General features: G+C 47.1%; 25 protein-coding genes. 8 read left to right on the forward strand and 17 right to left on the reverse strand.

Translation table 11 applies throughout. The annotated features are described in order from the left end of the window. Positions 1-27 precede the first annotated feature (27 nt). On the forward strand, positions 28-960 hold the full coding sequence (locus KZZ10_RS11095; RefSeq protein ID WP_259661600.1) for a Bug family tripartite tricarboxylate transporter substrate binding protein: 933 nt from the start codon (positions 28-30) through the stop codon (positions 958-960). Positions 961-971: 11 nt separating this feature from the next. Here KZZ10_RS11095 and KZZ10_RS11100 read toward each other — a convergent pair whose 3' ends face one another. The 4 genes from KZZ10_RS11100 to KZZ10_RS11115 all read right to left on the reverse strand — a co-directional run bounded on the left by KZZ10_RS11100 (position 972) and on the right by KZZ10_RS11115 (position 4,733). Then, complete coding sequence (locus tag KZZ10_RS11100; RefSeq protein WP_259661601.1) at positions 972-1,529, reverse strand: alpha/beta fold hydrolase; 558 nt, start codon at positions 1,527-1,529, stop codon at positions 972-974. A gap of 211 nt (positions 1,530-1,740) precedes the next feature. Further along, on the reverse strand, positions 1,741-2,127 hold the full coding sequence (locus KZZ10_RS11105; protein ID WP_259661602.1) for a hypothetical protein: 387 nt from the start codon (positions 2,125-2,127) through the stop codon (positions 1,741-1,743). Between the two features lie 93 nt (positions 2,128-2,220). Further along, positions 2,221-3,825 carry a gamma-glutamyltransferase gene (ggt, locus tag KZZ10_RS11110; RefSeq protein WP_259661603.1) on the reverse strand — a complete coding sequence of 535 codons (1,605 nt, stop codon included), beginning with the start codon at positions 3,823-3,825 and terminating at the stop codon, positions 2,221-2,223. A gap of 143 nt (positions 3,826-3,968) precedes the next feature. Then, entirely contained in the window at positions 3,969-4,733 is a 765-nt protein-coding gene (locus KZZ10_RS11115) for a DUF8840 domain-containing protein (RefSeq protein WP_259661604.1), read from the reverse strand. A 268-nt stretch (positions 4,734-5,001) separates the two neighbouring features. Between KZZ10_RS11115 and KZZ10_RS11120 the strand changes: the two genes are divergently transcribed. Then, positions 5,002-5,595, forward strand: coding sequence for a SprT family zinc-dependent metalloprotease (locus KZZ10_RS11120; protein ID WP_259661605.1), 594 nt, complete (start codon positions 5,002-5,004; stop codon positions 5,593-5,595). Next, the gene (locus KZZ10_RS11125) at positions 5,592-6,140 is read left to right on the forward strand and encodes an HD domain-containing protein (protein WP_259661606.1); all 549 of its coding nucleotides are present in this window, start codon (positions 5,592-5,594) and stop codon (positions 6,138-6,140) included. The genes KZZ10_RS11120 and KZZ10_RS11125 overlap by 4 nt, the downstream gene beginning before the upstream one ends. Positions 6,141-6,186: 46 nt before the next feature. Here the strand turns inward: KZZ10_RS11125 and KZZ10_RS11130 are convergent, their stop codons facing one another. The 7 genes from KZZ10_RS11130 to KZZ10_RS11155 all read right to left on the reverse strand — a co-directional run bounded on the left by KZZ10_RS11130 (position 6,187) and on the right by KZZ10_RS11155 (position 10,779). Next, complete coding sequence (locus KZZ10_RS11130) at positions 6,187-6,606, reverse strand: hypothetical protein (protein ID WP_259661607.1); 420 nt, start codon at positions 6,604-6,606, stop codon at positions 6,187-6,189. 44 nt (positions 6,607-6,650) lie between these two features. Beyond that, entirely contained in the window at positions 6,651-8,330 is a 1,680-nt protein-coding gene (locus KZZ10_RS11135; RefSeq protein ID WP_259661608.1) for a DEAD/DEAH box helicase family protein, read from the reverse strand. Further along, positions 8,327-8,524, reverse strand: coding sequence for an HNH endonuclease (locus tag KZZ10_RS15480; protein WP_375372559.1), 198 nt, complete (start codon positions 8,522-8,524; stop codon positions 8,327-8,329). Before KZZ10_RS15480 ends, KZZ10_RS11135 begins: the two co-directional genes overlap by 4 nt. Then, positions 8,521-8,793, reverse strand: coding sequence for a helix-turn-helix domain-containing protein (locus KZZ10_RS11140; protein WP_259661609.1), 273 nt, complete (start codon positions 8,791-8,793; stop codon positions 8,521-8,523). The genes KZZ10_RS15480 and KZZ10_RS11140 overlap by 4 nt, the downstream gene beginning before the upstream one ends. A gap of 328 nt (positions 8,794-9,121) precedes the next feature. Then, entirely contained in the window at positions 9,122-9,424 is a 303-nt protein-coding gene (locus tag KZZ10_RS11145; protein WP_259661610.1) for a hypothetical protein, read from the reverse strand. A gap of 193 nt (positions 9,425-9,617) precedes the next feature. Next, a complete protein-coding gene (locus tag KZZ10_RS11150; RefSeq protein ID WP_259661611.1) occupies positions 9,618-10,178 on the reverse strand; it encodes a hypothetical protein in 561 nt (186 codons plus the stop codon). A gap of 13 nt (positions 10,179-10,191) precedes the next feature. After that, positions 10,192-10,779 carry an RNA polymerase sigma factor gene (locus KZZ10_RS11155; RefSeq protein ID WP_259661612.1) on the reverse strand — a complete coding sequence of 196 codons (588 nt, stop codon included), beginning with the start codon at positions 10,777-10,779 and terminating at the stop codon, positions 10,192-10,194. 368 nt (positions 10,780-11,147) lie between these two features. Here KZZ10_RS11155 and KZZ10_RS11160 point away from each other — a divergent pair, with 368 nt between their 5' ends. Together KZZ10_RS11160 and KZZ10_RS11165 are read left to right on the forward strand one after the other, a co-directional pair. Then, complete coding sequence (locus tag KZZ10_RS11160) at positions 11,148-12,275, forward strand: caspase family protein (RefSeq protein WP_259661613.1); 1,128 nt, start codon at positions 11,148-11,150, stop codon at positions 12,273-12,275. A gap of 3 nt (positions 12,276-12,278) precedes the next feature. Beyond that, positions 12,279-12,680: a hypothetical protein gene (locus KZZ10_RS11165; RefSeq protein WP_259661614.1), complete on the forward strand. Its 402-nt coding sequence runs from the start codon at positions 12,279-12,281 to the stop codon at positions 12,678-12,680. A gap of 11 nt (positions 12,681-12,691) precedes the next feature. On the opposite strand, the gene KZZ10_RS11170 is transcribed toward KZZ10_RS11165, so the two are convergent. Together KZZ10_RS11170 and KZZ10_RS11175 are read right to left on the reverse strand one after the other, a co-directional pair. Continuing rightward, positions 12,692-14,950 (reverse strand): caspase family protein, encoded by a 2,259-nt coding sequence (locus KZZ10_RS11170; protein WP_259661615.1) that lies wholly within the window; start codon positions 14,948-14,950, stop codon positions 12,692-12,694. A 67-nt stretch (positions 14,951-15,017) separates the two neighbouring features. After that, positions 15,018-15,836 (reverse strand): hypothetical protein, encoded by an 819-nt coding sequence (locus tag KZZ10_RS11175; protein WP_259661616.1) that lies wholly within the window; start codon positions 15,834-15,836, stop codon positions 15,018-15,020. Positions 15,837-16,207: 371 nt separating this feature from the next. Between KZZ10_RS11175 and KZZ10_RS11180 the strand changes: the two genes are divergently transcribed. Together KZZ10_RS11180 and KZZ10_RS11185 are read left to right on the forward strand one after the other, a co-directional pair. Beyond that, positions 16,208-17,170: an HNH endonuclease gene (locus tag KZZ10_RS11180; protein ID WP_259661617.1), complete on the forward strand. Its 963-nt coding sequence runs from the start codon at positions 16,208-16,210 to the stop codon at positions 17,168-17,170. Positions 17,171-17,188: 18 nt separating this feature from the next. After that, entirely contained in the window at positions 17,189-17,440 is a 252-nt protein-coding gene (locus KZZ10_RS11185; RefSeq protein ID WP_259661618.1) for a hypothetical protein, read from the forward strand. A gap of 4 nt (positions 17,441-17,444) precedes the next feature. On the opposite strand, the gene KZZ10_RS11190 is transcribed toward KZZ10_RS11185, so the two are convergent. From KZZ10_RS11190 to KZZ10_RS11205, 4 genes are all read right to left on the reverse strand, one after another. After that, the gene (locus KZZ10_RS11190) at positions 17,445-17,951 is read right to left on the reverse strand and encodes a hypothetical protein (protein ID WP_259661619.1); all 507 of its coding nucleotides are present in this window, start codon (positions 17,949-17,951) and stop codon (positions 17,445-17,447) included. Between the two features lie 288 nt (positions 17,952-18,239). After that, positions 18,240-18,509 carry a hypothetical protein gene (locus tag KZZ10_RS11195; protein WP_259661620.1) on the reverse strand — a complete coding sequence of 90 codons (270 nt, stop codon included), beginning with the start codon at positions 18,507-18,509 and terminating at the stop codon, positions 18,240-18,242. Positions 18,510-18,517: 8 nt separating this feature from the next. After that, positions 18,518-19,024: a hypothetical protein gene (locus KZZ10_RS11200; protein WP_259661621.1), complete on the reverse strand. Its 507-nt coding sequence runs from the start codon at positions 19,022-19,024 to the stop codon at positions 18,518-18,520. A gap of 23 nt (positions 19,025-19,047) precedes the next feature. Beyond that, positions 19,048-20,538: a COG3904 family protein gene (locus KZZ10_RS11205; RefSeq protein WP_259661622.1), complete on the reverse strand. Its 1,491-nt coding sequence runs from the start codon at positions 20,536-20,538 to the stop codon at positions 19,048-19,050. A gap of 641 nt (positions 20,539-21,179) precedes the next feature. Between KZZ10_RS11205 and KZZ10_RS11210 the strand changes: the two genes are divergently transcribed. Continuing rightward, positions 21,180-24,689 carry a helicase-related protein gene (locus tag KZZ10_RS11210; protein WP_259661623.1) on the forward strand — a complete coding sequence of 1,170 codons (3,510 nt, stop codon included), beginning with the start codon at positions 21,180-21,182 and terminating at the stop codon, positions 24,687-24,689. Positions 24,690-24,693: the final 4 nt, after the last annotated feature.

Consider the following 24,693-nt stretch of genomic DNA (forward strand, 5'->3'; position numbering starts at 1 on the left):
GGACTTACTGTCATAGCAACGTGTGTCATGACTATGTTGGGCATGACGGTTCAGGCTCAGTCTTTTCCTAATGCGCCTGTCACTTTTGTTGTCCCTGGGCCAGCAGGGAGTGGGACTGATCAGATTGCAAGACTTTTGGCTGAGCAGTTCACGAAACAGTGGAACCAATCTGTCGTCGTGGAAAACCGTGCGGGTGCTTCGGGTTCGCTCGGGGTGCAAATGTTGATGCGCGCCAAACCTGACGGATACACCATTATGATTGGCCATGTATCCACGCACGGTATCGTGCCAGCGCTTCGCAAACCTAAACCCTACGATCCATTTACGGACTTTGCACCGATCGGCGAGATTGGCTCCTCGTCCAATATTCTCGTCATTACAGCTGAGAAAAACATTAAGACATTAAATGAATGGGTTGCCGCGTCTAAAACAAAGAGCACTGTTTCGTATGGTTCGCCCGGGATAGGCTTGTCTCAACACTTTGATGGTTACTCTTTCGGCAAACAATTTAATGTAGAGGTGCTGCATGTTCCTTACAAAGGAACCGGACCCGCGGTGAATGATTTGCTTGGTGGCCGAATCGACATGATGTTTGTGACCCCCCCGGCTGTGATGCCTATGGTGAATAGCGGAAAACTGGTCGCGTTAGCGCAAACTTCTGAAACCCGCCAGATGGCCTTTAGCAACGTACCGACCTTTAAAGAACTCGGTTACGGTGAGTTAGTTAATAAAACTTGGTGGGGTTTGTTTGCACCCCTTGGTACACCTAAAAATATTGTTGAAAAACTCCATGAGTCACTTTTAAGTGCTCTCAAGAATGATTCGGTCCGAAAGGGACTAGAGTCGCTCGTTGTTGATCCAGCACCGCCCAAATCATCCGCCGAATTCGGTGATTTTGTCCGGACGGATTTCCAGCGTTGGGTGGAACTGGTTCAGCAGTCAGGCATCACTGTGAACTAATGCCAACGTCCCTACGCCTTTAACCACCGATCCAACACCGTGGTCACATAGTCTTTAGGCAGCATATGCCCTGCCTGCGGTACGACCGTAACAGGCACACCCAATAACTGACCGAATTCACTCACGTTTTCTGGATTACTTTGCCAGTCTTGCTCACCGACATGTATCTCGCAGCGCATGGACGTGGGGTACTTCTTGGCAAGGGCTAACTCTTTTAGCTTGCGTGCGCGGGGTGGCACAAAATGTGTTCCGGTCTCGTTATTTGAAAATTCACCAACAATCGGGGATAGCAGCAAGACCTTGCCGGTATACGCTGGCATCAGGGTCTGAGCGTGTAAAAACAAATAGGCACCGAAGGAATTCGCCAGAATCCTTGCGTGTTCGTGCCAAAAGTGCGTTTGTATGTCTCGCGCGACGTGTTCCACCTGCTCCTGAAAACTGAGCGCAGCAAACGCACCAACGGTCTCACGACCTACCACAGAGAGCTTGCGCTCAATTAAAGCGGTACCAAGTCCCGACCCTAGTCGCCCGCCGCGACCGGGTAGGTAATACAAGGCACTATCTTGCATAAAGAAGATCACTCAAGATGCGCTTTGCAGTTTCAGGCTCGCCATTCAGATACAACGAAATAGCTTCGTCAAACATAGCGCGAGCGAATGCGGAATCGCTCTCAACGCGTGCTATCACTGTTTCCTTGAAGTTCTTTGTAAGTACCATTTAATTTTTTATCTTTAAACCATCACACTTTGACTCTACCCGCAAGCTCTGGTCTAGTGCGGACTACGTAACCTCTTCGCAGTCTTCATGCTCCGAAAGATCAACTTCAGAGACTTTAGCTTCCCAGCCGTGTTTCGTTTCTGTCATAACGAAGTGAGCCATCCTCTCAACACCGCTCATTGCGTCAATACTATTTGTGACTTGCTCATTGCCGTCTGAGTATGCCGCAATTGCCTCAAGTGTCGGTTGCAACAGGAGCATCGCTTGACGTAAGTAGCGGGACTCTGCATCCGTTAAATTGCTGTTCTTACGAGTTAAGACATCGCAGATAGCTCTTGAGAGTCCTGGCAAATCACGGATGGCGATAGCCATTCCATACGGAGTTTCCGAGCGTTCATAGCCGTTTGCCAACCAGAAATTACTCAGGTCCCCATCCGTGTAGTAGTACATGCCCTTCCCTAATTTTTACAGGTTTACCAAGAGGTTTTCTATATAAACGCATCAGCATATTAGGATCAAGAGGATTTACAAACTTTTACATCACTACCTCGCATAAACAACCCCCGCTCCACCCCTAGGATCCGCCCCACCCCGCATGCGCCCACCGATCGTTGAGATCACGTGCGCCCTCGACATACTAGGTTCAAAACTATGCGCACTCTGATGCACGGTATGCCCCAGCGCCCGTAACTCTTTAATCACTGAGCGTGGTACGGTGGCTTCGGTGTGTATCCCCAGTCCCTCGCAATGTATGCGTGGCACCGTGACCGCTTCGACCGGCGACATCCCAAAATCCACGACGTTCAAAATAGACTGTAAGGTCGCGCTAATGATCACGCTCCCACCCGGGGCTCCGGCTAACAACACAGGCTTACCGTCCTTAAGCAACATGGTCGGCACCATCCCCGTGGTACGTGCTTTACCCGGAGCCATGGAATTCTTTTTATTCGGCACTGGATCAAACAGCTTCATCGAGTTGTTGTAGTTAAAACCCAAACCTGGGGTGACGACACCGGCGGCTGTGCCCAGCGTATGGGTCATTGACACCGCATTACCCTCGGCATCCATGACACACACATGCGTGGTGCATCCTGGTGGCGCCTCTTCCTGGCCCCCAGCATACTGCCCAGACTTGATGCGGTCAGCCCAATAGGCTGCACGTTTCTTTGAAATCAACATGTCGGTAGGCACATCAGCAAAACGTGGGTCACCAAGATAGGCATTGCGATCCACGTGGGCAGCGCCCATCGCACGGGCAACTAAATCGATGTGCCTTGCCGAGCCATGGTCGAGCGCACTCAGATCAAAGTGCTCCAGAATCTGCAGCATTTCAATCAAAGTTGCGCCACTGCCTGGTGGCGGATTAGAACGGACCTCGTAACCGCGATAAGAGCCGACCAAGGGTGCGCTTTCCTCCGGTTGATAGTCCGCTAGGTCCTCGCGAGTTACGAAGGCGCCATTGGCTTGTAGGTCGCGGGCGATTTCATCGCCGAGCGCACCTTGATGAAACTCCCTCCAACCGCCTTTAGCCAGACGCTCTAAGGTACGTGCATAGTCTGGCAAGCGCATCACATCGCCGACCTTGAACAAACGCCCCTCAGGGTGCAGATACACACGCGCACATTCAGCCGTCTTACGAATACGTGTAAGGCCATCCGGAATACCGGGCTGTGCGTAACCACTCCAGACACTCGCCAGGTTTGGTGTAACCAAGATGCCTTCATTGGCTTGCGCAATCGCCGGTGCGATCAGATCGGCCCACGGCATGGAGCCAAGCTTTGCATGAAAAAGACCGAGGCCCGCTGGTGTGCCAGGCGTCATGACGGCGGTGTAGCCGATCTCGCTGCGGAAATCATCGAACAAGCTATAACCAGAAATCGGGGTGCGACCTTTGCAGTCTTTCTCCCACATATCGGGACGCACTTTGGAGCCCGCGCGGTTATAGAAGTCGATCATCCCACTTGTGCCAGTCGCAGCATGGAAGTAATGCAAGGTCCCCATGCCACCCAAACCGCACATAAACGGATCATTGACCATCTGCGAGAACGCAGTCGCCAAGGCCGCATCAAAGGCGTTACCGCCCTTCTCTAGAATCTCTGCCCCCACCTCGGCAGCACGCGGCTGCGGACACACAACAACGCCTTTCATGAGGTCTCCCGTATTTTGTGATCGTTTGAACAAAAATTAACACGGTATCGGGTAGATCGTCCCACTAGGCACAGAGGTATCCGTGGCGGGCATACATTTCGCCTCTAAAGACCAGAACGTGCGTCCGGCACTGAAACCACTACTTATACGTCTTGTAGTCCCTCGTACCTAACGTGCATCCCGTGTCCGCGATAGAGGGGCATACAGTTCCCGTTAGTAACAGCTTGAGGATCAAACGGATCATCCACAGACGCCATTGCCACAGACGCGAAATATCCAGAGTTCCCAAGTTTCTTGAAATGCGCTTTTATCTCGGCGTAATTAACTGGCGGAGAGGCCTCTGCCTTGGGATATCGCGCCGCACGTACCACCACCCACTGTGGTCCTGCATCACCAACAAACCATATTGAAGGGTTGACTCGCGGGTCGCCATTCCATGACATCAACTTTCGCCCTTCTTTGACCAATTGATCACGAACTACTTGTACCGCCATGTCTTGAAGCTCCCATTCTGTCATCACGATTTTCACATCCGAAATAAGACCCGCCGGGTTGACCGGTTTGCGCGTGCGAGCGTCCAACAAGCCCCAACCAGGCTCTGTAGGTTTCCATTCAGCGCCAACCTTACTCATGGGCATAACACAGGCGTGTCCGGCACAGCCGTCCGCGATGGCGAGCAGTCCCTCGGGGTTGCCTGGGGTCTGCAGGCGCCCGTTAACATCCTCGAGCTGCAGGTAGAACAACTGATTACCGAGCCTGAAGGATAGGTGCTCGAGAAAAGGTGGATTCAGGTGCGATCGCAACCAACTTTGTAAAGGCCCCTGTGCCATTTTCTGTATGTGTAGCCCAGCAGCGTTCCAACACCGAGCGAATTCTTCGGTTACATCGGCCATGTGAATGTCGTGCATATGAATGAACTCTCGTCCTAGCGCTTGTTAAATTTAGGTGTAAAAGAAGTTCAACCAGAGCCTAGCAAGTGCCTAGTAATTTGGTGGCGATTCAGATCGGACTTTAGCAGCTGCTGGCCATGAAAGCTGCACTACATCCAAATTTAGGTCTTGAGCGCTGATCTATTTGCGGACCATACGACAGGCTCACCTCCTGAGGCACTGGCCTCCGTATGCTGAACGAAGAAACAGTACCAACCCTCGGTCTACTCCTTCGTCAGCCCCCACCATGTCCAAACCCAAACACCCCACGCGTGAGCAGTGGCTACAACAAGCCATCCTGTCACTTACGCCGCTCTTTAAAGAGAAAGGCTATGCCGTGCCCAAGTGCCACGTTTCCTGTGGCTTTGCCAGTACGGACGTGAAGCGCGGCCACATCGGCCAGTGCTGGAGCACCAAGGCCTCTACCGACAAGGTCAATCAGATCTTTATCTCACCCGCCTTAAGCGATAGCGTGCAGGTACTCGACACCCTGATGCATGAGCTGATACACGCCGTAGACGACTGTGAGAATAAACACGGTCCAGTGTTTAAAAAGATGGCGCTTAAACTTGGCTTAAAAGGCCCGATGCGTAGTGCCGGGGCTGGGCCAGAACTCAAAGTCAAGCTACAAGACATGGCCCTAACCCTTGGCCCCTACCCCCACGCCAAACTCAGCGTGCCAGCAAAAGTAGTCGACAGACGCCCTCGCCCGCGGGCAAAATGCAGTGAATGCGGCTTTACAGTGCCTATGCTTAAAGCCTTTATCCATTACGGGCCGCCGATTTGCCCGAAAGATAAGATTGAAATGGCAGCCGTTGGTAATTGGGAGGAATCGTATTGATTAGCGCAAACATCGCCACAAGCCTTGCCATCGACACCAACGAGTCTGTGCACGGCGAGGTCTATGACAAGCAAGGCATGATCTCTGCTATTCGGGAGCAGTTCAAGATTAGCTGGCATGGCATACACGGCGCAAACCACTGGGCCCGTGTCCTGCGTCACTGCATGACCATTGGTACTGAGCGCGGCGCGGACTTACTCGTGGTGGAGCTCTTTGCCTTTTTGCATGACAGCCAACGCCATAGCGACGGAGGTGATCACTTCCATGGCAAACGCGGTGCAGAATACGCCCGCTCGCTCAATACCACTTACTTCGAACTCACCCCATCGCGTATCGATGCATTATGCGAAGCGATTGAGCACCATAGCGGTGGCAAAGTGCACGATCAGGCGACGATTCAAACCTGCTGGGATGCAGACCGGCTAGATCTTGGGCGAGTCAATATCATGCCCAGCCCTAAGTTCCTGTCTCAAGAGGCGACTAAGCATATAACTAGGGCTTATCGGTGGAGTCGGGAGAATCGGAAACGCATCGAGATTGAATAGCAGACAATCTGCATTTACGACCAACGCACTGTGTGTAAGTAGCCGATCACCTCTTTGTCCCAGGATTGCCACTAATCGGCCATGCAGTTGGAACTTTCGCGTTGGTGTAGGTTATTTCACCTGAACGCACGTTTCCTTGGATAAATTTTGCAACCCGATGCGCCTTATCCAATTCTTCTTGCGTGATACCTTGACTCGCTATCTTTGGATAAGAAAGCACGGCTAAAACTAGTGAATATCTTTTGGACGATATTTTAGGCAAAACTAGTCGGGCATATAAATTTTCAAAAAAAGGATCGTTAAGTAGAGCGTGGACTATGCTCCAATCGGGTTTGACCTTCTGATCTAGCGGCATGCTATCAACTGGTTTATCCAACAACGCTGTTTCTTTATTCACAGCGTCTGGGCCAAGAGCTTTCAAAATCTGTATAAGCTGTTTTTTCAGTGGATCTTTCTGAGTCATCACGCTCATTACCTTTATGTGCTGCCTTAAAACTGAATGAAGTTGACCTATAACTTCCCGAAACGTACCTCATCTAGCATTCGACCCAGCCTCGAATAACTTTCCTCTGGAACTGTTTTTAAAAAACGTATTAAGTGTTGATCACCACTTTTAAGAATAAGTCTTTTCAATTCAGGAGCCATTTCTTCTGATCCCTGAACTTCACACTCATCAAGCTCCATGCCTCTGACAATCGCACCGACTCGCAAGGCTTCTTCAAGTGTTAAAGTAAATTCGGTTGAAAAGCTTTTGCCACAGGCGTGACAAGTCTCGGCATGCCGTAAGTTGAGTGCCCCGCAAGACACACATTTTTTAATTTGCTTTATTTTTGCCTCAACTGGAAATTCGTACCCACACTCACATTCGGTTGTAGACAGCGGGTGTGTTTCACCACAGTTAGGACAAATCTTCTTTTTTGGAGGGCCAGGATCTACTCTGTGTGCCGGTGACATTTCCGCCTCTACACGTTTAGCGTACTTCTCAAAAGTCTTGAAGGCCGGCATCACCACGTAAGCACGAGAGCAGTCATCGTATGAATCGGTTCTAACGACTCGCCCCATGGCCTGCCTGAAGGCAAGCTCAGTTAATGCATTGGGCAAATAAATTAAGACCCTAAGACGTCGAATATCAACACCCTCGGATACCATAGCAACAGAAACCAACCATCTACGCGTTGTATTACGAAATTGTTTAATTTTGTCTTCTGGGTTAGCCAACTGACTATGGACAATTAATGGCCTCTCGCCATCCAAATTCTCCAATAAGGAAGCCATAAACTCCGCCACTTCAATATTTGGAGCTATTACCAATCCACCAGCCTCAGGCATAGTAAGACGCAACTGATCTAACTTTTCAATGCCCGACTCAATCATCGATGCCTGATAGCCAGTCATCAACGGTTTTTCGGTTCCAGTAACATACTGCGGAGTCTTGGCAAGCTTATAAAAATCAAGTGCAGTCTGCAATCCAGGAATTCGGGCAAGATTTTTAGGTAATGAAGACTCTGTATCACCAGAAACCTTTACTTCTTCGCCGCCGAGGTCAACAGTAAACTTGCCTTGATGCTTGTGAAACGTAATTGGCCGGCAGTATCCAAGCTCAACGGCGTCACCGTAAGTTAATGTATACGTGCCATCTTCAGGGTGAGATATCGCACCACTATCGTCATAGGCTAACCAAACGGACTCAGCACCATCCGAACGAATAGGCGTTCCAGTTAAGACTAGTACATACTTTGCAGTCTCAAAGGCACCGCCAGCACTCTCACCCCAGGCAGCCTCAACAGCGGCATGATGATGTTCGTCGCAAATTACCAATACATTTGAAGACTTGCATACGGCTTGCAGTTCGGGCCATAAGCCTTGTATGGCAGACCACGTCGCGCAGATGTCCATATCTAAGGCACCTAACTCTCCATCTTTCGCAGTGACCTTACCCATATGCAGTCCAGTTACACGAGTAAAGTCATCGGCCCACTGAGTTACCACTTGCGTCCGTGGTGCAATAACGATTACTCGAGTAATTTCTTCGCTATCTAGCAATGTTTTTGCGATAGCACATGCCGCTAGCGTTTTTCCAGCACCCGGAGCCGCATTAATCAAAAAATGCCGGTCCTTTTTCATATGAACTAACCAGTCCATCGCTTTTTGATGAGCTTCTATCTGCCATGGCCTTAATTTGATATTCACTTTGCACCTTTGTTTAAGTTACAACTCTGGCATAGGGCTTGACCGTTATTAGTCACAGTCTTCCCGCCATTAACGAATGCCTGAACATGATCCGCATGAAAATTGCGCACGAGCTTTTCTCTGCAGATCTGACATCGCCCCCCGGACACCCAGGCCAAGATAGAGCGCTGTTTTTTATCAAAAAACCTCTTCATTTCTCTAACCAGTACTCTGTCATTTCAATTTCATTAATAGGTAAATTAATCGGTGGCTTTACAACGGCAACCTTATTAATCCTGAGAAGAACCCTTACGTAACTCACCTTTCTGGACTTAACCATCCAACCTTCTTGACGCATTTTTGAAATATTTGAGGTCAATGAAGGAACACCAAAATAGATAATTGCTTCAAGCCTTGTAATTGGATTTCCGGCTGCTAAATGTTCTTTTAATGCTAAGGTCACGCCGTATCTATTAGCACTCATAATTTCCTCCAAAATATCTGCTCCACGGCTTATTCGTTATGAAGTCATCTGATTCATAGACTAAATTCAACAGTTCTCGCTCCTCATGCATCATCTCTTCACCAAAGGAACTCATCAAGCTGTATACATCTTGCGTATTATGTTCATAGTGAGATGCCCTGAATTCGTAGCCTTCTTCAGGTTCGTTGTTGAATAAGTCATGCAACGTACTTGCATACTCAATCAACTGTGAATCACTGTATTTTTCGCCTACCGATTCCCTTAGAATGTAATATATGTATCGCACCTGATTGGGTCCGTTCATCTGTCTGATCTCCATTGCCACTCGTTAGTGATAAAGACGATTAACTTTGGATTTAGTCAGACGCTGATTTTGGTATAACTTTCCCACCGTCACGATTGCACGATCTGCACGCGACTCGATCAGATAGCTTCTTAAGTTCTCATGATTCTTTGCAATGAAGACATGACCAAAGTCAGCTTCCATTTCTTTTATAGATTTCTTACTAAAAAATCTCACTACACACCCGTGCGTCGCTGGACGTACTTCTCCATAGACTTGCAGCAAGTGCTCTACCCCATCATTAATGCCTCGTTGTTGCGCCCTGACTTCAGCATGCTTGGTTTTCATAAATCCTCCTGGTTAACGAGAAGGAGCGAAGAGGGCCACTTTTGTATATGGCTAATTTCTTTGCTCTTGGTCACAAGACGAGACGAAATTGCAAAAGTCAGGGCCCCGATCAAAAAAAATTGATACTGGGGCCCAGAAATTGACAAAGGCCCGAGAAGGGGCCTTTTGAGGGAACGTGAGTAGTCCTATACGTCTATTGTTTACTTGATCCGATAATCACATTGACTGAGCCAGAGGAGTCTGCACTGATACCAAGCAAAGATCTAAGTTTATCTTGTTTTTTTACATTCGGCTTAAACGGCTTGATGTACAGGCCATATTTATCTCCAGCATATGCTACCTCAACGTCCAACTCTGCATCGAGAGCTATCGCAATGATATTAAAAGCCAACTCTCGAGGGTTAGAAACCTGAAACGAAACATACTCCTGCGCCGACGATACTTGAACAGCTTGACTGTCCTCACCAACGCTTCGCGTTGCGACTGTTGCAGGGACCATAAGGAGTCGGCTAAGCAAAAGACCAACAGAAAAAGCTGACAGCAATGATGCAGTAAATCCTTTCCAGCTGACAGCGAACGGCTTTTTAGTGTGGCCTAGTAGGGCGAGCTTACCTTCAAAAGATCGCTTAAGATAATCTGGCGTCTCTTTCGTGATGCCCAGCGTTTTTTCAAAGCTATGCACTGAGCGCTTAATGATTTTCTCTTGTTCAGCTGAAAATATATTTTCGTGAGGATCTTGACTGTTTACTGGCATATAGCAATCCTCTCTAATTATCTAGACAGTGCTCAATAAATGGAGCTAGTTTTTTCTTACTCTCATATACGTATTGTTTGGTCGCTCCCACAGTTCTCGATATAACTTCGGCGATTTCAACTATGGACATGCTTTCCAAAGACATAGAAATAACTAGGGCATTTTGCGGGAATTTTTTAGAAAACACAGTCAAACCTTTTGAAACGCAATCTTGGATATCCGATTCGACTTCCAGTGACGCCTCTACCTCGGAGGAAAAATCGTCGTCAACCGTTTCCGTCTCATCGGGCAGTGGTATTTCATATTTTTTATAAGCTTTCTTAAATAGATCTAACGCCGTATTCTCAGCAATTGTTAACACCCAAAAAAACAAAGAGGCTGCTGACTGAGGTTTAGAATTCGTCGTTGCTAGCTTGAGAAATGCGTCTTGTACGATATCTTGAGCTTCACTAGTAGAGAGATCTTGATATTTGTAACGTAACTTTCTATAAACAACAGGCTGAAATTCCTCATAAATTAGTTTGATTGCACCACTCTTTTCAATAGCACTATCGCTCACTAAATGACGAAAAATTGCCTCTTTTTCTTGTTGACTGAGCATAAAGACGAATCAGCGTGTAAAAATTCAAAATCAGTGTGAGTGAATAAAGCGAATAAAAAATGTTATAGCCAATCATATCCTAATAGATCGCAAAGGAAAGTAATTGAGTTCGACACATTGGCGAGAGTTGTTTAGGTCCCACATCGGGGGTACGTATCTGGTGATGGCTCTTCCTTGCAACCGATTGTCCGCATGCATGTTTAGCTACATCACTAGGCCTCGTGAAAACTCTCATTCGAACAAGTACAGGAACTTTGCCTTAATCGCTGTGGACCTATGCACAGCTTTCGCGATGTATATCAACCACGATCAGCATTTCCCTCGTGATAATTCAATTAATATACAGTATCTTTATTAGTTGAATTTAAATGTCAGACAAAGGCCCTGCTCTTCTGCTAGCAAGCGCACTCCTAGTAGGAATCGTAGGAGGCTCTTTTTATTACAATTCAATTAAGCCAACACAGGAACAACAGGAGCAACTGTTAATAAACTCAAAAATACGGAGTGAGGTGTGTAGACGAATTGAAAGCGAAGTCAATAACTATAAACAATCGCCGCATACCTTTAAACGTGGTACCTTAAAAAACATTAAAAATGAGGCCAGGGAGACAGCAAAGATTGAGTTACCTCAACTCGCAGTTGATCGTCAAATTCAATACTTAGCTCGAACATCAATCCTTGAAAACTGTCAGCCCTTGGCGCAGGGATGGTTAAGAATTCCGAGTGCGTTTCCTGAATTTTACGAGGCTGAACTTCAAGAAGCGGGGCTTGTACCCGGAAAAACCAAACATCCACAGCCCGCACTTGCAAACAATAGCGTTGCACAAAAAAGAATTGCCTTGGTAATTGGCAACTCATCCTATGAATCAAGACCTTTAAAGAATCCAGTGAATGACGCGGAGGATATGGCGATCTTCTTAAAAAGCGCAGGTTTTCAAGTAACAGAAATTAAAAATGCTGATATCTTTCAGCTTAGATCCGCCATAAAAAAATTCGAACACGACCTATCAATTTATGATGTTGGGCTAATTTACTACTCTGGTCATGGAGTTGAATTCAGAGGTTCGAACTACTTAATACCAGTAGATGCCCAACTTAGGAACGAGCAAGATATTCCGCGACAAGGCTACGATATTGGTAGTGTCCTCGTAAGAGCGTCTAAATCTAACGAAAAAACACTCATATTTATTTTAGACGCCTGTAGAAACAGTCCGATCTTTTCTCAAAATAGATCAACTACCGATGGTTTGACTCAAGTTTTGGCACCTAGTGGAGCCATTGTTGCATTTTCTGCCGCGCCTGGACAAGTGGCCAGCGATGGTAACGGGCGAAACAGCCCGTACACAGCCGCGCTTTTGTCTCAGGCAAGAATGCCAAATAAAAAAATTGAAGACATACTAAAAGAAACCTCTAAAATAGTTTCGCAGAATACGGGAGGGCGACAAATCCCTTGGTACAACAGCAGCCTAGTCGGCGATTTTTATTTCGACAAATAAAAAATGAATCTAATCTACAGATTACCGATTTTCGTCCGATGGATACTTTTACCATTTGCCAGTTTTTTCACTGTTCTTCTGGTCAATGCTTTTGGAAAGTTAGCAGCAAAAATATTTGTTTTTCTTAGCACCCCAGGAGGCTTGTCTGAGAACTTTTTTGAATTTTTATTTCTGCCTGGAGTTTCAGGTTTCTGTGGTGTCTATATAGCGATGGCATTTGCTCCTAAAAAGAAAAGCTTTGTCGGTTATACCGTCGCCTTTTTATGGATTGCGTTAGCGGGAGCGTTAGCCGTATTCAATATTATGCTTCGAGAATGGCCATCTGTGCTGCAATCAGCATCTCTAATTGGCGGATGCATATTGGCTATTTACAATCCTCTACCAGAAGAAACATCGCAAAAATAGTTTCGTAACACTTATTGCCTCGCGAAATCAGACAGTACCAATTTACCAGCGCCCAACGAACCATACTCCCAAGGCTCTTGTTTTCCGCTAGTGGCCTTCAATACGCTATCTCGCACATTTCGCAAAAGAATAGCAATATCCTCCTTCTCTCCGATCAAATTCGCTAATGCTGCAGTGTAAGGACTATTTCTTCCAGCAGTGCCGTCAAAGGCTACCCCCCCATCCTTTGTTGCAAAGGAAATCAGGGTTCCTCTTGGAACATTCATGGGCGCGAGGCCATGATTTGCAAATGCACTGGTTGAGGACTCGAATGGTTTAGTTCTGCATGCATCCAAGAAAACAATTTTAGTTTTACCAGGGAGATTTCTACGAATTACGTCATTAAGGCTTATGCCATCCATCGCAACAATGTTCTCTTTAGATTTAAAATCTATATCAGTTGGCAAAAGATAATTAACACCACCAAGCTGCATGCCGTGGCCAGAATAATAGAAAACTGTCACGCCCGCATTTTTAGCTTTATAAGAAAAATTCATCAATGCACTCATAAATGACTTTCTATTTAGATTCGTAGCAAAAGTAACGTCAAAGCCAAATCCTCTCAATTTATCAGCAATAAGACTCGCATCATTAAGTGAATTGCTTAAACGTCCAGATTGATATTGAGAGTTACCAATCACCAAAGCATAACGTTTAGGTGTGCCAGCAGCGAATGCACCATGCCCCTGATCCATTAAAGACTGCATCTCGTTCAAAGTATCTAGAGGATTACTTTCCCGAATTTCATATAAGTCATCAATAGCTTTACGCATATCAGGCATATCCTTGACATAATGTCCTGCGATGATCTTATCCATCCGATGCAACCTCGAGTCAGCATCTGCACCCTGTAGCCTCTGACGAACTTCGTACCATATTTTGGCTTGTGCCAAGTCTGCGGGATTAGCGAAATTATCTTCCAACATATCCGCAATTTGCTCGGCTAGTTGATCATTCGGTTGCTCATTATATTTTTTTATCAAGTACTGAATTATTTCATGTGGTTTGTTTCTCAAGTCAGCCGGCAGTGGACCCAACGATTGTAGGATATGGTCTTCTCCCTCTAACTCCTTGTATCTTTTGAGTAACACCGTATATTGCATTTCAGACAAGTCAATCTTGCCCTCATAAGCAAACCAGATCAAATTGTCAGGCCCATATTTACTTTCAGCACCATCTAATATGTGCACCTGGGCTAATCTCTTATTACGAACGATAGGATTAACTGCAGCACCGAATAAGACACCTAAATTGTTTCGCGCATGACTAACTAAATCTTGCTGTCCGATAGCTATAGCCTTTTTCAAGCCTTCTTCCATCAATAGTTGCGCAAATGGTTCGTTTACGTCGCCACGTTGTCCTACAAATTGCCGCCAACCCTCATCAATCAAATCACTAGCTTGAATAGGTCCGTATTTTTTCTTATGCTCACCCAAAAATCTATCTGTCTTCGCTACTAATTCAGATAAGCTCATCGCTCTGACTTCCTGAATCTCTTCAGGTTTCAAAGACTCAATTGCAGCTTCTAATTCATCAGAGTAATCGGGGAAATCCTTAATCTCTGGATTCTGAAGGTCATACAACGCCTTTAACCAAGCTGCATTCAAAACATCCGAAAACTGAAGAAACCTAGAATTATCTATGATGTACCAGATTGGCGACGACGCGCCCCGTCGAATTGACTCTAGTGCATAAGGGATGGACTTATACAAGTTGGATGGCTTGTATAACCCGTTCCCGTAAAGATTCATAAGAACCAAGGAACCTGAGACGGATTTATCTTTTTCCAAAGCTTTTTCAATTTCGTCGAGTCCTCGTTTTGTATGTCCTTGGAGAACAATTTGCGAATAGCGGGCGATTGCCACAACATTATCTTGGTCTGCTGCTCGACGAAAATAAGACATTGCTTTAACATTGTCTTGAATTAATCCGCCATATCCATTGAGGTAAAGGTAGCCCAGTATGCCTTGGCCTATCGGGTCATTATTTGCGGCAGCTTTTGTAGCCCAATATAAAGCAGTATTAAAATTTTGCTGCGTACCGAGACCATTTATAAATATGCGAGCCACATAGCTTTGCGACTTTGTATCTCCACTTTTGGCTGCTTCTAGAAAAATAGGAAGTGCCTTTTCGTACTGCTTATTGATGAAGTAGTCAATAGCATCTGGCGGGGTTGAGGCATTCGCGAAACCCAGCATTAACGAACAAATTAGAAGCAAGATCCAATTCATTTTTTAACCCAATACTCACGTGTTAAACCTCATCGAATACTTAGCCAAGGCTTCTATCTCCTGATTCCTACCAAACAACCTTCAATTCAATTTTTCGAATTAAATTTCCCGGATCTTTGGCTGTTATCTTCAAATTTTTTATTAATGTTTCATAACCGAGACAAGTAAAAACGCCTGCGACCTGGAACTCATTTAAAGATGTTGGAACATCGTCAAGGTACAACCCAGAGATAACATCTGCCGTACATTGACCATCTTCATACTCTTCAAAAAAGAATGACATTTTCTTCTTCCCTTGCTGAATATGTTCCCTCACAGATTCGAAGATAATGTTGAAGCTTTTATTTTCGACTGAAGCGATGCTTTTTAAAACAACAGGATTAAAGCCAGGATACCTAGGGACACAAGCAGTTGACGTACCAGACGCCCAGTCAATAGCGATAACTCGCATTCTTGTCTGATTTGCGAAGGATAGGTCTCCGTCATTTTTAGGTTTATAGCTCGCTATTGATGACCAAGGGGAGTTTTTTACTATATCTTCCCACTCGGGCCTTTCATCCAAGCTCGGAAGTTCCTCTCTCAATTGCGATACGTTCTGCAACCCAAGAGCGACCAATCGGAATCCACAACCAGATATTAAATCCGCATATACAGTCACGACATCATCTAGTAATTGACAAGAAAGGTTACCGCTCAAGGCCGCAGTAATGCACTGGCTCGCAACGCTATTAAAAAAATCTACTTCCTGTAATTTTTCTTTTTCGTTACTGACTCGCAGCTCATTCGCTAACGTGTTCGTCGCTGACCTTTGTCTCTCTCGCTCTAACTTTTCCTGTTGTTTCATTTCTTTGGCTCGAGCCACTAAGTCTTTTGCTGCATAGGACACTTTTTTTCTCCGTTGTTCTGATTTCTAGGAGGCTAAGCTAACTAAAAAATATTGACTTCGATTTTTCATAAGAATCAGCTGAGAAAGCTTGGTACGACATATTTAGAAGTAGTTTGACTGCCGAATAAGTTAGTCCGCAATTGAATAGTCGGAGTTAGTCGCCTAGTGGCGCACAAAACTTTAGTTCAGATTACAGCGATTTCCAACTCAAATGGCCAGATTAGTGCCGGCATAAGCCTCACACCGCTCAGGTGAATCAGTATTTGAGGCACTGAAAGCAAGCAATAAAAGATCTGCATCATGCTGCATCCATGGACTAACAACCCGTATAAACTAGTTACAAACCTAATGATTAAACGCTCAGGGACCAAATGCGCTTTTGGTGGGTTAACCAGAACCAAACATATCGCCACGAAATCGATGGCGGGTATCTTTGGTCGCCTAAAAAGAATAAGAATCAGGCGCGCAATCAGTTTTATGAGAACATGCGTGAGGTCGCACCTGGCGATCTGATCTTTTCATTTAAAGACACACTGATCCTAGCTATCGGCATTGCTGAGTCTTACTGTAGTGAGAGTCCAAAGCCAATTGAGTTTGGTAGCGCAGGCTCCTATTGGGAAAATATTGGCTGGAAAGTCAGGGTAAGGTTCACCCAGCTAACAAAACAGATCAGGCCCAAAGATCATATTGAACTGTTACGGCCATTTCTTCCAAGCAAATATTCACCTCTTCAGGCAAACGGTAATGGCTTGCAATCCGTCTACCTCGCAAGTGTTAACCAGAGCTTCGCGGCCGCCCTCATGCATCTTATCGGTGCGGAAGCAGCCCTCCTGCTTCAAGCCGCGCAAGCAGTGGACCCAATAGCAGCGGATGACTTGGACTTCTGGGAAGGCGAGATCGAAAATACGATTGTGCAAGACACGAGCATCCCCGAAACCGAACGTATTGCGCTCGTGCGCTCGCGGATCGGTCAAGGCCTATTCAAGGATCGCGTCAAGAAAATCGAGACGCACTGCCGTATCACGAAGGTAGACAACCCCACTCACCTGATCGCAAGTCACTGTAAGCCCTGGCGAGACGCAACCAACGAAGAACGCTTAAATGGTGAAAACGGACTGCTGCTAACCCCGACCATCGATCACCTATTCGACCGAGGCTTTATTGGCTTTGAAAACAATGGCGAACTCATCATCTCTCCGGTGGCTCACCGCCCTTCATTGGAGCGAATGGGCATTGAAACAAGCAAGACTGTTAATGTCGGGACCTTCAGCGAGGGTCAACGAAGATTTCTTGAGTTTCACCGGGATTTAGTGCTCTTAGTTGCCAGCCGATAGGATTATCGTTGACCGTGCATGTTATTGGAGAGCACGCACGCCTCAATCGACAATTTGTCTAGGGCAGAAAAAATCACAGCCTCTTATGTCAGCCGAGTGCTTCGCCTGGCATACCTGTCACCAACGATCGTCGAAGCCATCCTGGACGGAAAGTACCCAGCGCATTTGACGTTGAAAGACCTGATGGAGCCGTTCCCGCTGGAGTGGGATCGGCAGGTGGCACATTTTTTTGTTGCAGAACCTGCGCATCCGGCTAGCACACAACAGTAAACGCTCAGGGTGAGGGCTTCTTGCGCTTCGGGGTCTTCTTCTTTTCGAAATCCCACAACGCCAAAATTTCAGCACCTCCGATCGCATTGGCCTCACTGTGGAATAAAAACCCAGCCGAGCGTAGGTGCCTATAAAAAGCATCCTTGTCTGCAAAGACTCCGTGCCATTGCGGAATATGGTCGTGACCGCGAATTTCAACTGTGCACCCTAAGATCGCGCGTGCGCCGTCTTCGCGTTCAATTGGAAAACTGTGGACACTAGGGCTGTCATCCCCTTCACTATTTTCAACTGCATAACTGATAGCTGCGCGAGCAAAGTCGACTCTCATCCGATCAGTTATGGCCTCAGCCTCATCAAGGCCATCGGTATCGCGCAGCGTTGAATCAGAAAATTTATAGGTGACCCATTGTTTTAGATTTAAAGCGACGTCTTCATTAATCCACGCTGCAAGAAGGTCATCCCAGCCGTCAGTAGCAAGCCATTCTTGAAGATCGGCAAGGCCGGCAGGCAATCCTGAATTTGACAAGACCTGTTCGATCGCAGCATCACGTGCTTTCCAAAATCTTTTGGGTAATTCAGAGGGAATCGGAGCTATTGGCACAGTCATAATCAGTGCGCTCTATCTTGCTTGTATGTAGTTTAAAAAATCATGCAATTACGGCGCCGCCGCAAATGTTACAGCAATATCTGGAGTCGCTACTGCCAGTCTAAATCCATCACTGCCTTTGTCTACAAGTATTTAACGCCATCAAGTAGATTTACAGATTAGCTCTGCACCAAAACCGTAGTATTTTGAAGGTTAGAGATCAAGTGCTTTTGGTAGCTTGCCTCTAATAATCTCCGTTCCGTAGTATTTTGACAATTGTCGCTTTAATTCAGTGAGTGTTTTGAACTCTACGTTGCTGAAGTCCTTGCCTTTTGATGCTAACTGAATCTCAGCAGTCCATAGCCCATTAGCTGTCTTATATGCTTGAGCGCATATGCACCATTGCCCTGTATGAAAAAACCAATGTCCAGGGGTTAAGCCCAGTTGGTTTTCTCTGACTTCATGATGAAGAATCTCACTCATTTTACGAGTCACATATAAATAATTTTTTTCAGTGCATTGATGTTCAATAGCGCTAGCACTAAAAAAATTAGAGGGGCAAAAACTGTGAAATATTGTTTACTAGAAATGCTCAAATAAATTCCAACGAATCCAAACAATAGAATTATTAGATTTGCACAGAACATCGCAGTCCTGATCATTTTTCTGATTTTAGTGTTAACGAAAAAACTAAAACTAAAAAAATATACTCTGTCATTTGTGAGTGCAATTGCAGTGAGTGCAGGCACACCAGCAAACAAGAATCCAAAGATTAAAAGCCAAATGGATCCAACAATAGTTGGTGATTTCAATAACATCAGGCCAAAACCAACAATAAAAAAGATGGCTACTGCCCAGTTCATTGCTCTGATTTTTTTGTAATTGTTAGGATTCGCATTTGCCACAGCAGAATTTTGATCTCGTTCTGTATTCGTGGTCATAGCAGCAAGTTCCTCTTTTTCAATGATTAAGTGTTTGGCAATGGCTGGACAGGTCAAAACTATTACGACTCAGAACCTAGCTATTTAAGCGTTCCATACATCACAATATCGCGTTGATCGATGGGCAACCTTTTGATTCCGTTGTAATACTTTACGATGCCAGTACAACTGGCCTCTACATTCGTTGCATCAGGAGCGCCAATTGCGCCAATTTCCGAATCGCTCATGTCGGCGACAACGGCTTGAATCGCATTATCAAAGGCGTCATCTGTGTAGTTTTTTGGGCGAACAAACGTTGAGTCCAGTGCGTCTTCCAATAACTTAAGCTCCTGATTCACTAACGCCTTTGACAAGACCTTGGTGACATCAAGTTGAGCGAGTATAAAAGCTGCGCAAGCAGAGACGCCAAATTTCGCAATTTCAGTCGCTTGAGCTGCGCCCAGGTCTGCAAATCGGATTCTGATTTCTGGTGTGCTATTGGCAACCGATTTAGTTTGTAATGCCCCCGCTATCCCTCTAATGGCATTGAATACCTCAGAGTCAGCCTTGCCCGCTAAGATCAGTGGTAGCGCTGCATCCGCGGCATTATTGATAAACCCCGGAAATTTGTTGTCATATTTCTGGAATAGAACAATTGTGGATAATTTTTTGGCAATGTCCTGTTTGGTTGCACCAAATGAACTGCTCGCCGTGTTGGATTCACCTCCGAGGGATAGCCGACTAACGACACCGGCGGCAACTAACTCTTGGTATGTTGGGTACCAAACATCCTCAAATGGAGTACTGAAAATCTTCTTAATAAATACATCAGGTAAGTTAAACGACTGGTATAGACGAATAGATTCATCATTAAATTTTCCACTCAGGTTTCCTGCCCCAACAAGGGAAGGTGTGTGAAATCCAATTTTGGCTGTTGGTGTTGCATATCTTGGATTGCCAGCCAAAAACACGATCGTGCAGAAGGATTCACAAAAGCCCTCAACATAGGTTTCCAAGCTTTTTGACTGAACCACTTGCGCGATTTGACTGACCTCTTTTAGCCGACCCCCGTGCGACGCAAGGTAAATCCGACTTACATTTGGATTGCTGCTGATGGCGCGCTCAAACACATCGAACGATCCATTTCCAAACATACCCTTGATTTGAAGGGTCTTCCCTTGATCGACAACTGCCACACTAATTTTGCCCCACGGATCGCCGCCCGTGAGAAACCCTTTCATTGAATTTGCGTAGGGTACATAGTCTGTAAAGACTAGAGTACTGAATTGCAACAAGCCTAATATCACGGCAAGCTTGGCACCCCTACCCCAAATTTTGGAGTTACCCGACTCCAAGTAATTAGTAGCTGATTTCCAGATTCCTACGTATGCCCAAATTGGATACGCACATGACAACAAGATGGCGAGGACGACGAGCCAGGCCGTAAAGGTCAGGGACGTTGTGAGCGATTCAAGCCAATCTATAGCTAAGGGTGTTGCGATAAAAAAAATAGTACTTAGAACCGAGCCAATGACCCAGTAGGAAAAAGGCAAGCTGAATTGTCCGTCCCAGTGCTTTTTTATGAAATTCATAAGACCTCGAATATTGCCTTGTGAGAGTCCATTACCGTTCACGGCCTTATTACTCGGCGCTGCTTTCTAAGATTACTCTCTTAACCGAGCGTCTCGCAGGCACCCGCCCAAAATCACGTAGCTTCCCTAATGACTCATGGAAATTTACCAAGGTCGTAGCATGACCACTTTACACACGAAGTGCCTCACCTGGTGAGCCTGCAATACATTTTTCACAACAGACAGATAGTTGCCGATCGGTGAATCACTCAGGCGATTACAGTGGAGGATAAGTTTTTACCGACGATCGTCGAGGCGATTTTGGACAGAAAGTACCCAGCCCATTTGACGCTGAAAGACCTGATGGAGACGTACCCGCTGAAAGTGGGGTCGGCAGCGGGTATGCTTTTGCTGCTGCTGCAGCGCAGTTCAAGGCAGATAAACCGCGCATTCTCGGCGCCTGAAAGGGACTTGGCGTCCCGCCAAAGTCCACGCTGAAGCGCACTCGAATCTACACACACTATTTTAACGAACGTCGATCGGTTATCCTGCCTGTTCTAGTGGGAATCTGTAATGTTGGGATAGCGCCTCTAGGGAGAGCGCACATTTCACTGCCCAATTGATACAAAGGAACGCAAACATGCCCAGCCGCACCAAAAACAATGATTAACCTTGATTCAATAACTGCAGGACTTGCGCTGACCGGTCTTGATCCAATTGGCATCGGAAGCGTGATTGCCGTTGTACCGATTGCTGACGGTGCTATCCAAGTTCTCTACAAAACGCCCGATGGCACTCTAAAGGAACGCCTACTTAACCGGGGTGATGAAGGATCCATTTCGATTGCCACCACCGAGCGACCTTGGGCCTTCGATGGTGATGGCGAGGCATTCAAGCTCACAGTCGAGGCCAAACGTATTGACCTTGCTTTTTTATTCGATCCGATGATGGCTGTCCATACGTCTAACGTCGAGCCGCTCCCACATCAGATCACAGCAGTTTATGAAGCCATGCTCCCGCGACAGCCTCTGCGATTTGTTCTCGCCGACGATCCTGGAGCGGGAAAGACCATCATGGCGGGTCTATACATACGCGAACTCATCATGCGCGCAGACGCGCGAAGGATTGTCATCGTTGCACCAGGCAGTTTGGTAGATCAGTGGCGCGAGGAAATGTTCGAGAAATTTGGCTTAGACTTCCGCGTTTTCACTAAAGACTTGGAGTTCGCCACACCAACTGGCAATCCGTTTGAGGACATTGATCACCTCATCGTTCGCCTCGACCAGATGGCGCGTAACGAAGAACTACAAGAAAAACTCTGCGCAGCGGGGTGGGATCTGGCCGTATTCGATGAAGCGCACAAACTTTCCGCGCATTTCTACGGTAACCAACTGGAGAAGACCGGTCGTTTCAAACTAGCCGAAAAGCTTGGCGCACAAACACGCCATCTCTTACTGATGACGGCAACGCCGCACAACGGTAAGGAGGAGGACTTTCAGTTATTTCTTTCGTTGCTCGACTCTGACCGTTTTTACGGCAAATTCCGGGATGGCGTACACAAGGTCGATTGCTCAGATCTGATGCGCCGCATGGTCAAGGAAGAAATGCTTCGCTTCGATGGCACCCACCTTTTTCCCCCACGTAAAGCCTACACCGCCAACTACACGCTTTCCGACATAGAGTCCGCCCTCTACGAATCCGTGACCGAGTATGTGAAGACTGAAATGGGGAAAGCCGATCAACTCGATGGCAAACGAAAAGGCTCAGTTGGTTTTGCGCTCACCGCACTTCAGCGCCGCGTTGCCTCTAGTCCCGAAGCCATCTTTCAGTCGCTCAAGCGCCGCCGCGAGCGTCTTGAAAGTCGCTTACGAGAAGAACGAATGGGCGCTCGAGGCCAGTCACTCCTTACGCAAAATCTTCCAGATGTACCCTTCGACGACGACGACCTCAACGCTGAGGAACAAGAGGATTTGGAAGAAACGCTAGTCGACCAGGCCACTGCCTCACGCAGCATCGCCGAACTCGAGGGCGAGATAATTATTCTTCAATCTCTTGAACAACAGGCCAGAGCACTAGTCGCTTCGGGCAAGGATCGAAAGTGGGACGAACTCTCGCGCATCCTGCAGAACGAACCACAGATGCATGATGCTGGCGGACGGATGCGCAAGATCATCATCTTCAGCGAGCATCGCGACACTCTGAATTACCTGCATGAAAAGATTGCCGGCGTTCTAGGAGGCCATGACGCTATTGTCGTGATTCACGGTGGAGTGCATCGAGATGACCGCCGTAAAGCCCAGGCATTGTTTCGCTCCGACCCAGACATCCGCGTACTGGTAGCCACTGATGCTGCCGGCGAAGGTATCAATCTACAAAACGCCAATCTCATGGTGAACTACGATTTGCCGTGGAATCCCAACCGGCTTGAACAACGTTTTGGTCGTATTCACCGCATCGGCCAACAAGAAATATGCCATCTTTGGAATCTAGTCGCTAAGGAAACCCGTGAGGGCGAGGTTTATCACCGTCTTCTGACCAAGCTTGAAACAATAAATGAAGCATTTAACGGTCGTGTGTTCGACATACTTGGCGAGGTATTTGAAGAAAAAAGCCTAAAAGACCTCTTGCTGGAAGCCATTCGCTACAACGATCACCCGGAGCGAAAGAGTGAACGCCTTAAAAGCATAGATGCTGCGTTCGACAGCACCCACATCAAAGACCTGCTCCAACGTAACGCCCTCGCCCAAGAAAGTCTTAACCCGGAGCGCCTCTTTGCTGTGAAGGAAGAAATGGAGAAGGCGGAAGCCCGTCGTCTCCAGCCATTCTTTGTCCGTTCGTTCTTTATGAAAGGCTTTGAGGCACTCGGTGGCTCTATTTACACTCGCGAATCAGATCGCTTCGAAATTACACACGTTCCTGCTGAACTGCGCGAACGTGACCGACTCATCACAGGACGAAATCGGCGCGATCTCGCACCCGTCCTAAAACGTTACGAGCGTGTTTGCTTTACGAAGGGTGCCGTACGTCCGACCGATCGCCCAGGTCTCGCCTTTGCAAGCATGATTCATCCTGGCCACCCCCTTATGCTGGCGCTCAGCGATGTCTTACTTGAGCAGCACGCGAATTTACTTCGCCAAGGAACGCTACTAGAAGATCCCGCGGACGATGGCGATCAGGTTTCCTTGCTCTTCCTCTTGACCCACGAAGTCAAGTCTGGCGATGGACTAGTCATTTCCAAGCGCCTGCAATTTGTTCGCGTACTACCCGATGGCAGCGCGACTTTTGCCGGTTGGGCACCGCATCTCGATTTAGAGCCCCTCGCACCTTCCGACCATCCGTTGTTAGCTGAAACCCTGGCTGCGTCTTGGCTTACGGCTGGTTTGGAAAGCCGAGCGTTGGCGCTCGCCGCACAGACACTCGTTCCCGAGCACTTCAAGGAAATTGCCGAACGCCGCATCGCTCATGTGGACAAAACTCTCGCCGCCGTCCATGAACGCCTGACTAAGGAAATTGATTACTGGTCTGATCGTTTCATCAAGCTGACTGACGACAAGGCCGCTGGCCGAGATGTGCGGCTAAATCTGGAAAATGTCCGACGAACGCTTAGCGATCTTGAATCACGATTGGATAGCCGCAAGAAAGAACTACAGTCCATGCGTCACATTACCTCCGCCACACCGGTTGTACTCAGTGGCGCGCTGGTCATACCGGCAGGATTACTCCGTCGATTACGTGGTGAACCTTTGAGCGCAGACGTGGGGTTTTCAGCTGACCCCGCCGCGCGATCACGAATTGAGCAACTAGCAATGAACGCAGTGCGCAGCGCGGAGGAAGCCCGTGGTTGCCGCGTCGTGGATGTGTCCGCGCAGAAATGCGGTTGGGACATTACCTCTTACGCGCCAGTCGTGGACGGCAAGTTACCCGAATCTCGTCACATCGAAGTTAAAGGCCGCGCGAAAGGCGCGACTTCGATCACAGTCACGAGAAACGAAATTTTGTACGCACTGAATCAGGCTGATAAATTTATCCTCGCAATTGTTTTGGTGGGTGAAGACGAAATTATCGATGGTCCCCACTATGTGAGAAAGCCCTTCACAAAAGAACCAGATTGGTCAGAATCTTCAAGCAATCACGACCTAGCCAAGCTGCTCTCAATTGCCACTCGAGAATAACTAC

The organism is Zwartia hollandica, from assembly GCF_019923725.1.
GTDB lineage: Bacteria > Pseudomonadota > Gammaproteobacteria > Burkholderiales > Burkholderiaceae_B > Zwartia > Zwartia hollandica.

What these genes read in the sequence shown, in the direction of transcription:
- KZZ10_RS11095 (WP_259661600.1), top strand. Translation starts at nt 28, where the DNA reads ATGACTATGTTGGGCATGACGGTTCAGGCTCAGTCTTTTCCTAATGCG.
- KZZ10_RS11100 (WP_259661601.1), bottom strand. Translation starts at nt 1,529, where the DNA reads ATGCAAGATAGTGCCTTGTATTACCTACCCGGTCGCGGCGGGCGACTA.
- KZZ10_RS11105 (WP_259661602.1), bottom strand. Translation starts at nt 2,127, where the DNA reads ATGTACTACTACACGGATGGGGACCTGAGTAATTTCTGGTTGGCAAAC.
- ggt (WP_259661603.1), bottom strand. Translation starts at nt 3,825, where the DNA reads ATGAAAGGCGTTGTTGTGTGTCCGCAGCCGCGTGCTGCCGAGGTGGGG.
- KZZ10_RS11115 (WP_259661604.1), bottom strand. Translation starts at nt 4,733, where the DNA reads ATGCACGACATTCACATGGCCGATGTAACCGAAGAATTCGCTCGGTGT.
- KZZ10_RS11120 (WP_259661605.1), top strand. Translation starts at nt 5,002, where the DNA reads ATGTCCAAACCCAAACACCCCACGCGTGAGCAGTGGCTACAACAAGCC.
- KZZ10_RS15480 (WP_375372559.1), bottom strand. Translation starts at nt 8,524, where the DNA reads ATGAAGAGGTTTTTTGATAAAAAACAGCGCTCTATCTTGGCCTGGGTG.
- KZZ10_RS11140 (WP_259661609.1), bottom strand. Translation starts at nt 8,793, where the DNA reads ATGAGTGCTAATAGATACGGCGTGACCTTAGCATTAAAAGAACATTTA.
- KZZ10_RS11145 (WP_259661610.1), bottom strand. Translation starts at nt 9,424, where the DNA reads ATGAAAACCAAGCATGCTGAAGTCAGGGCGCAACAACGAGGCATTAAT.
- KZZ10_RS11150 (WP_259661611.1), bottom strand. Translation starts at nt 10,178, where the DNA reads ATGCCAGTAAACAGTCAAGATCCTCACGAAAATATATTTTCAGCTGAA.
- KZZ10_RS11155 (WP_259661612.1), bottom strand. Translation starts at nt 10,779, where the DNA reads ATGCTCAGTCAACAAGAAAAAGAGGCAATTTTTCGTCATTTAGTGAGC.
- KZZ10_RS11160 (WP_259661613.1), top strand. Translation starts at nt 11,148, where the DNA reads ATGTCAGACAAAGGCCCTGCTCTTCTGCTAGCAAGCGCACTCCTAGTA.
- KZZ10_RS11165 (WP_259661614.1), top strand. Translation starts at nt 12,279, where the DNA reads ATGAATCTAATCTACAGATTACCGATTTTCGTCCGATGGATACTTTTA.
- KZZ10_RS11170 (WP_259661615.1), bottom strand. Translation starts at nt 14,950, where the DNA reads ATGAATTGGATCTTGCTTCTAATTTGTTCGTTAATGCTGGGTTTCGCG.
- KZZ10_RS11180 (WP_259661617.1), top strand. Translation starts at nt 16,208, where the DNA reads ATGCGCTTTTGGTGGGTTAACCAGAACCAAACATATCGCCACGAAATC.
- KZZ10_RS11185 (WP_259661618.1), top strand. Translation starts at nt 17,189, where the DNA reads ATGTTATTGGAGAGCACGCACGCCTCAATCGACAATTTGTCTAGGGCA.
- KZZ10_RS11195 (WP_259661620.1), bottom strand. Translation starts at nt 18,509, where the DNA reads ATGAGTGAGATTCTTCATCATGAAGTCAGAGAAAACCAACTGGGCTTA.
- KZZ10_RS11205 (WP_259661622.1), bottom strand. Translation starts at nt 20,538, where the DNA reads ATGAATTTCATAAAAAAGCACTGGGACGGACAATTCAGCTTGCCTTTT.
- KZZ10_RS11210 (WP_259661623.1), top strand. Translation starts at nt 21,180, where the DNA reads ATGATTAACCTTGATTCAATAACTGCAGGACTTGCGCTGACCGGTCTT.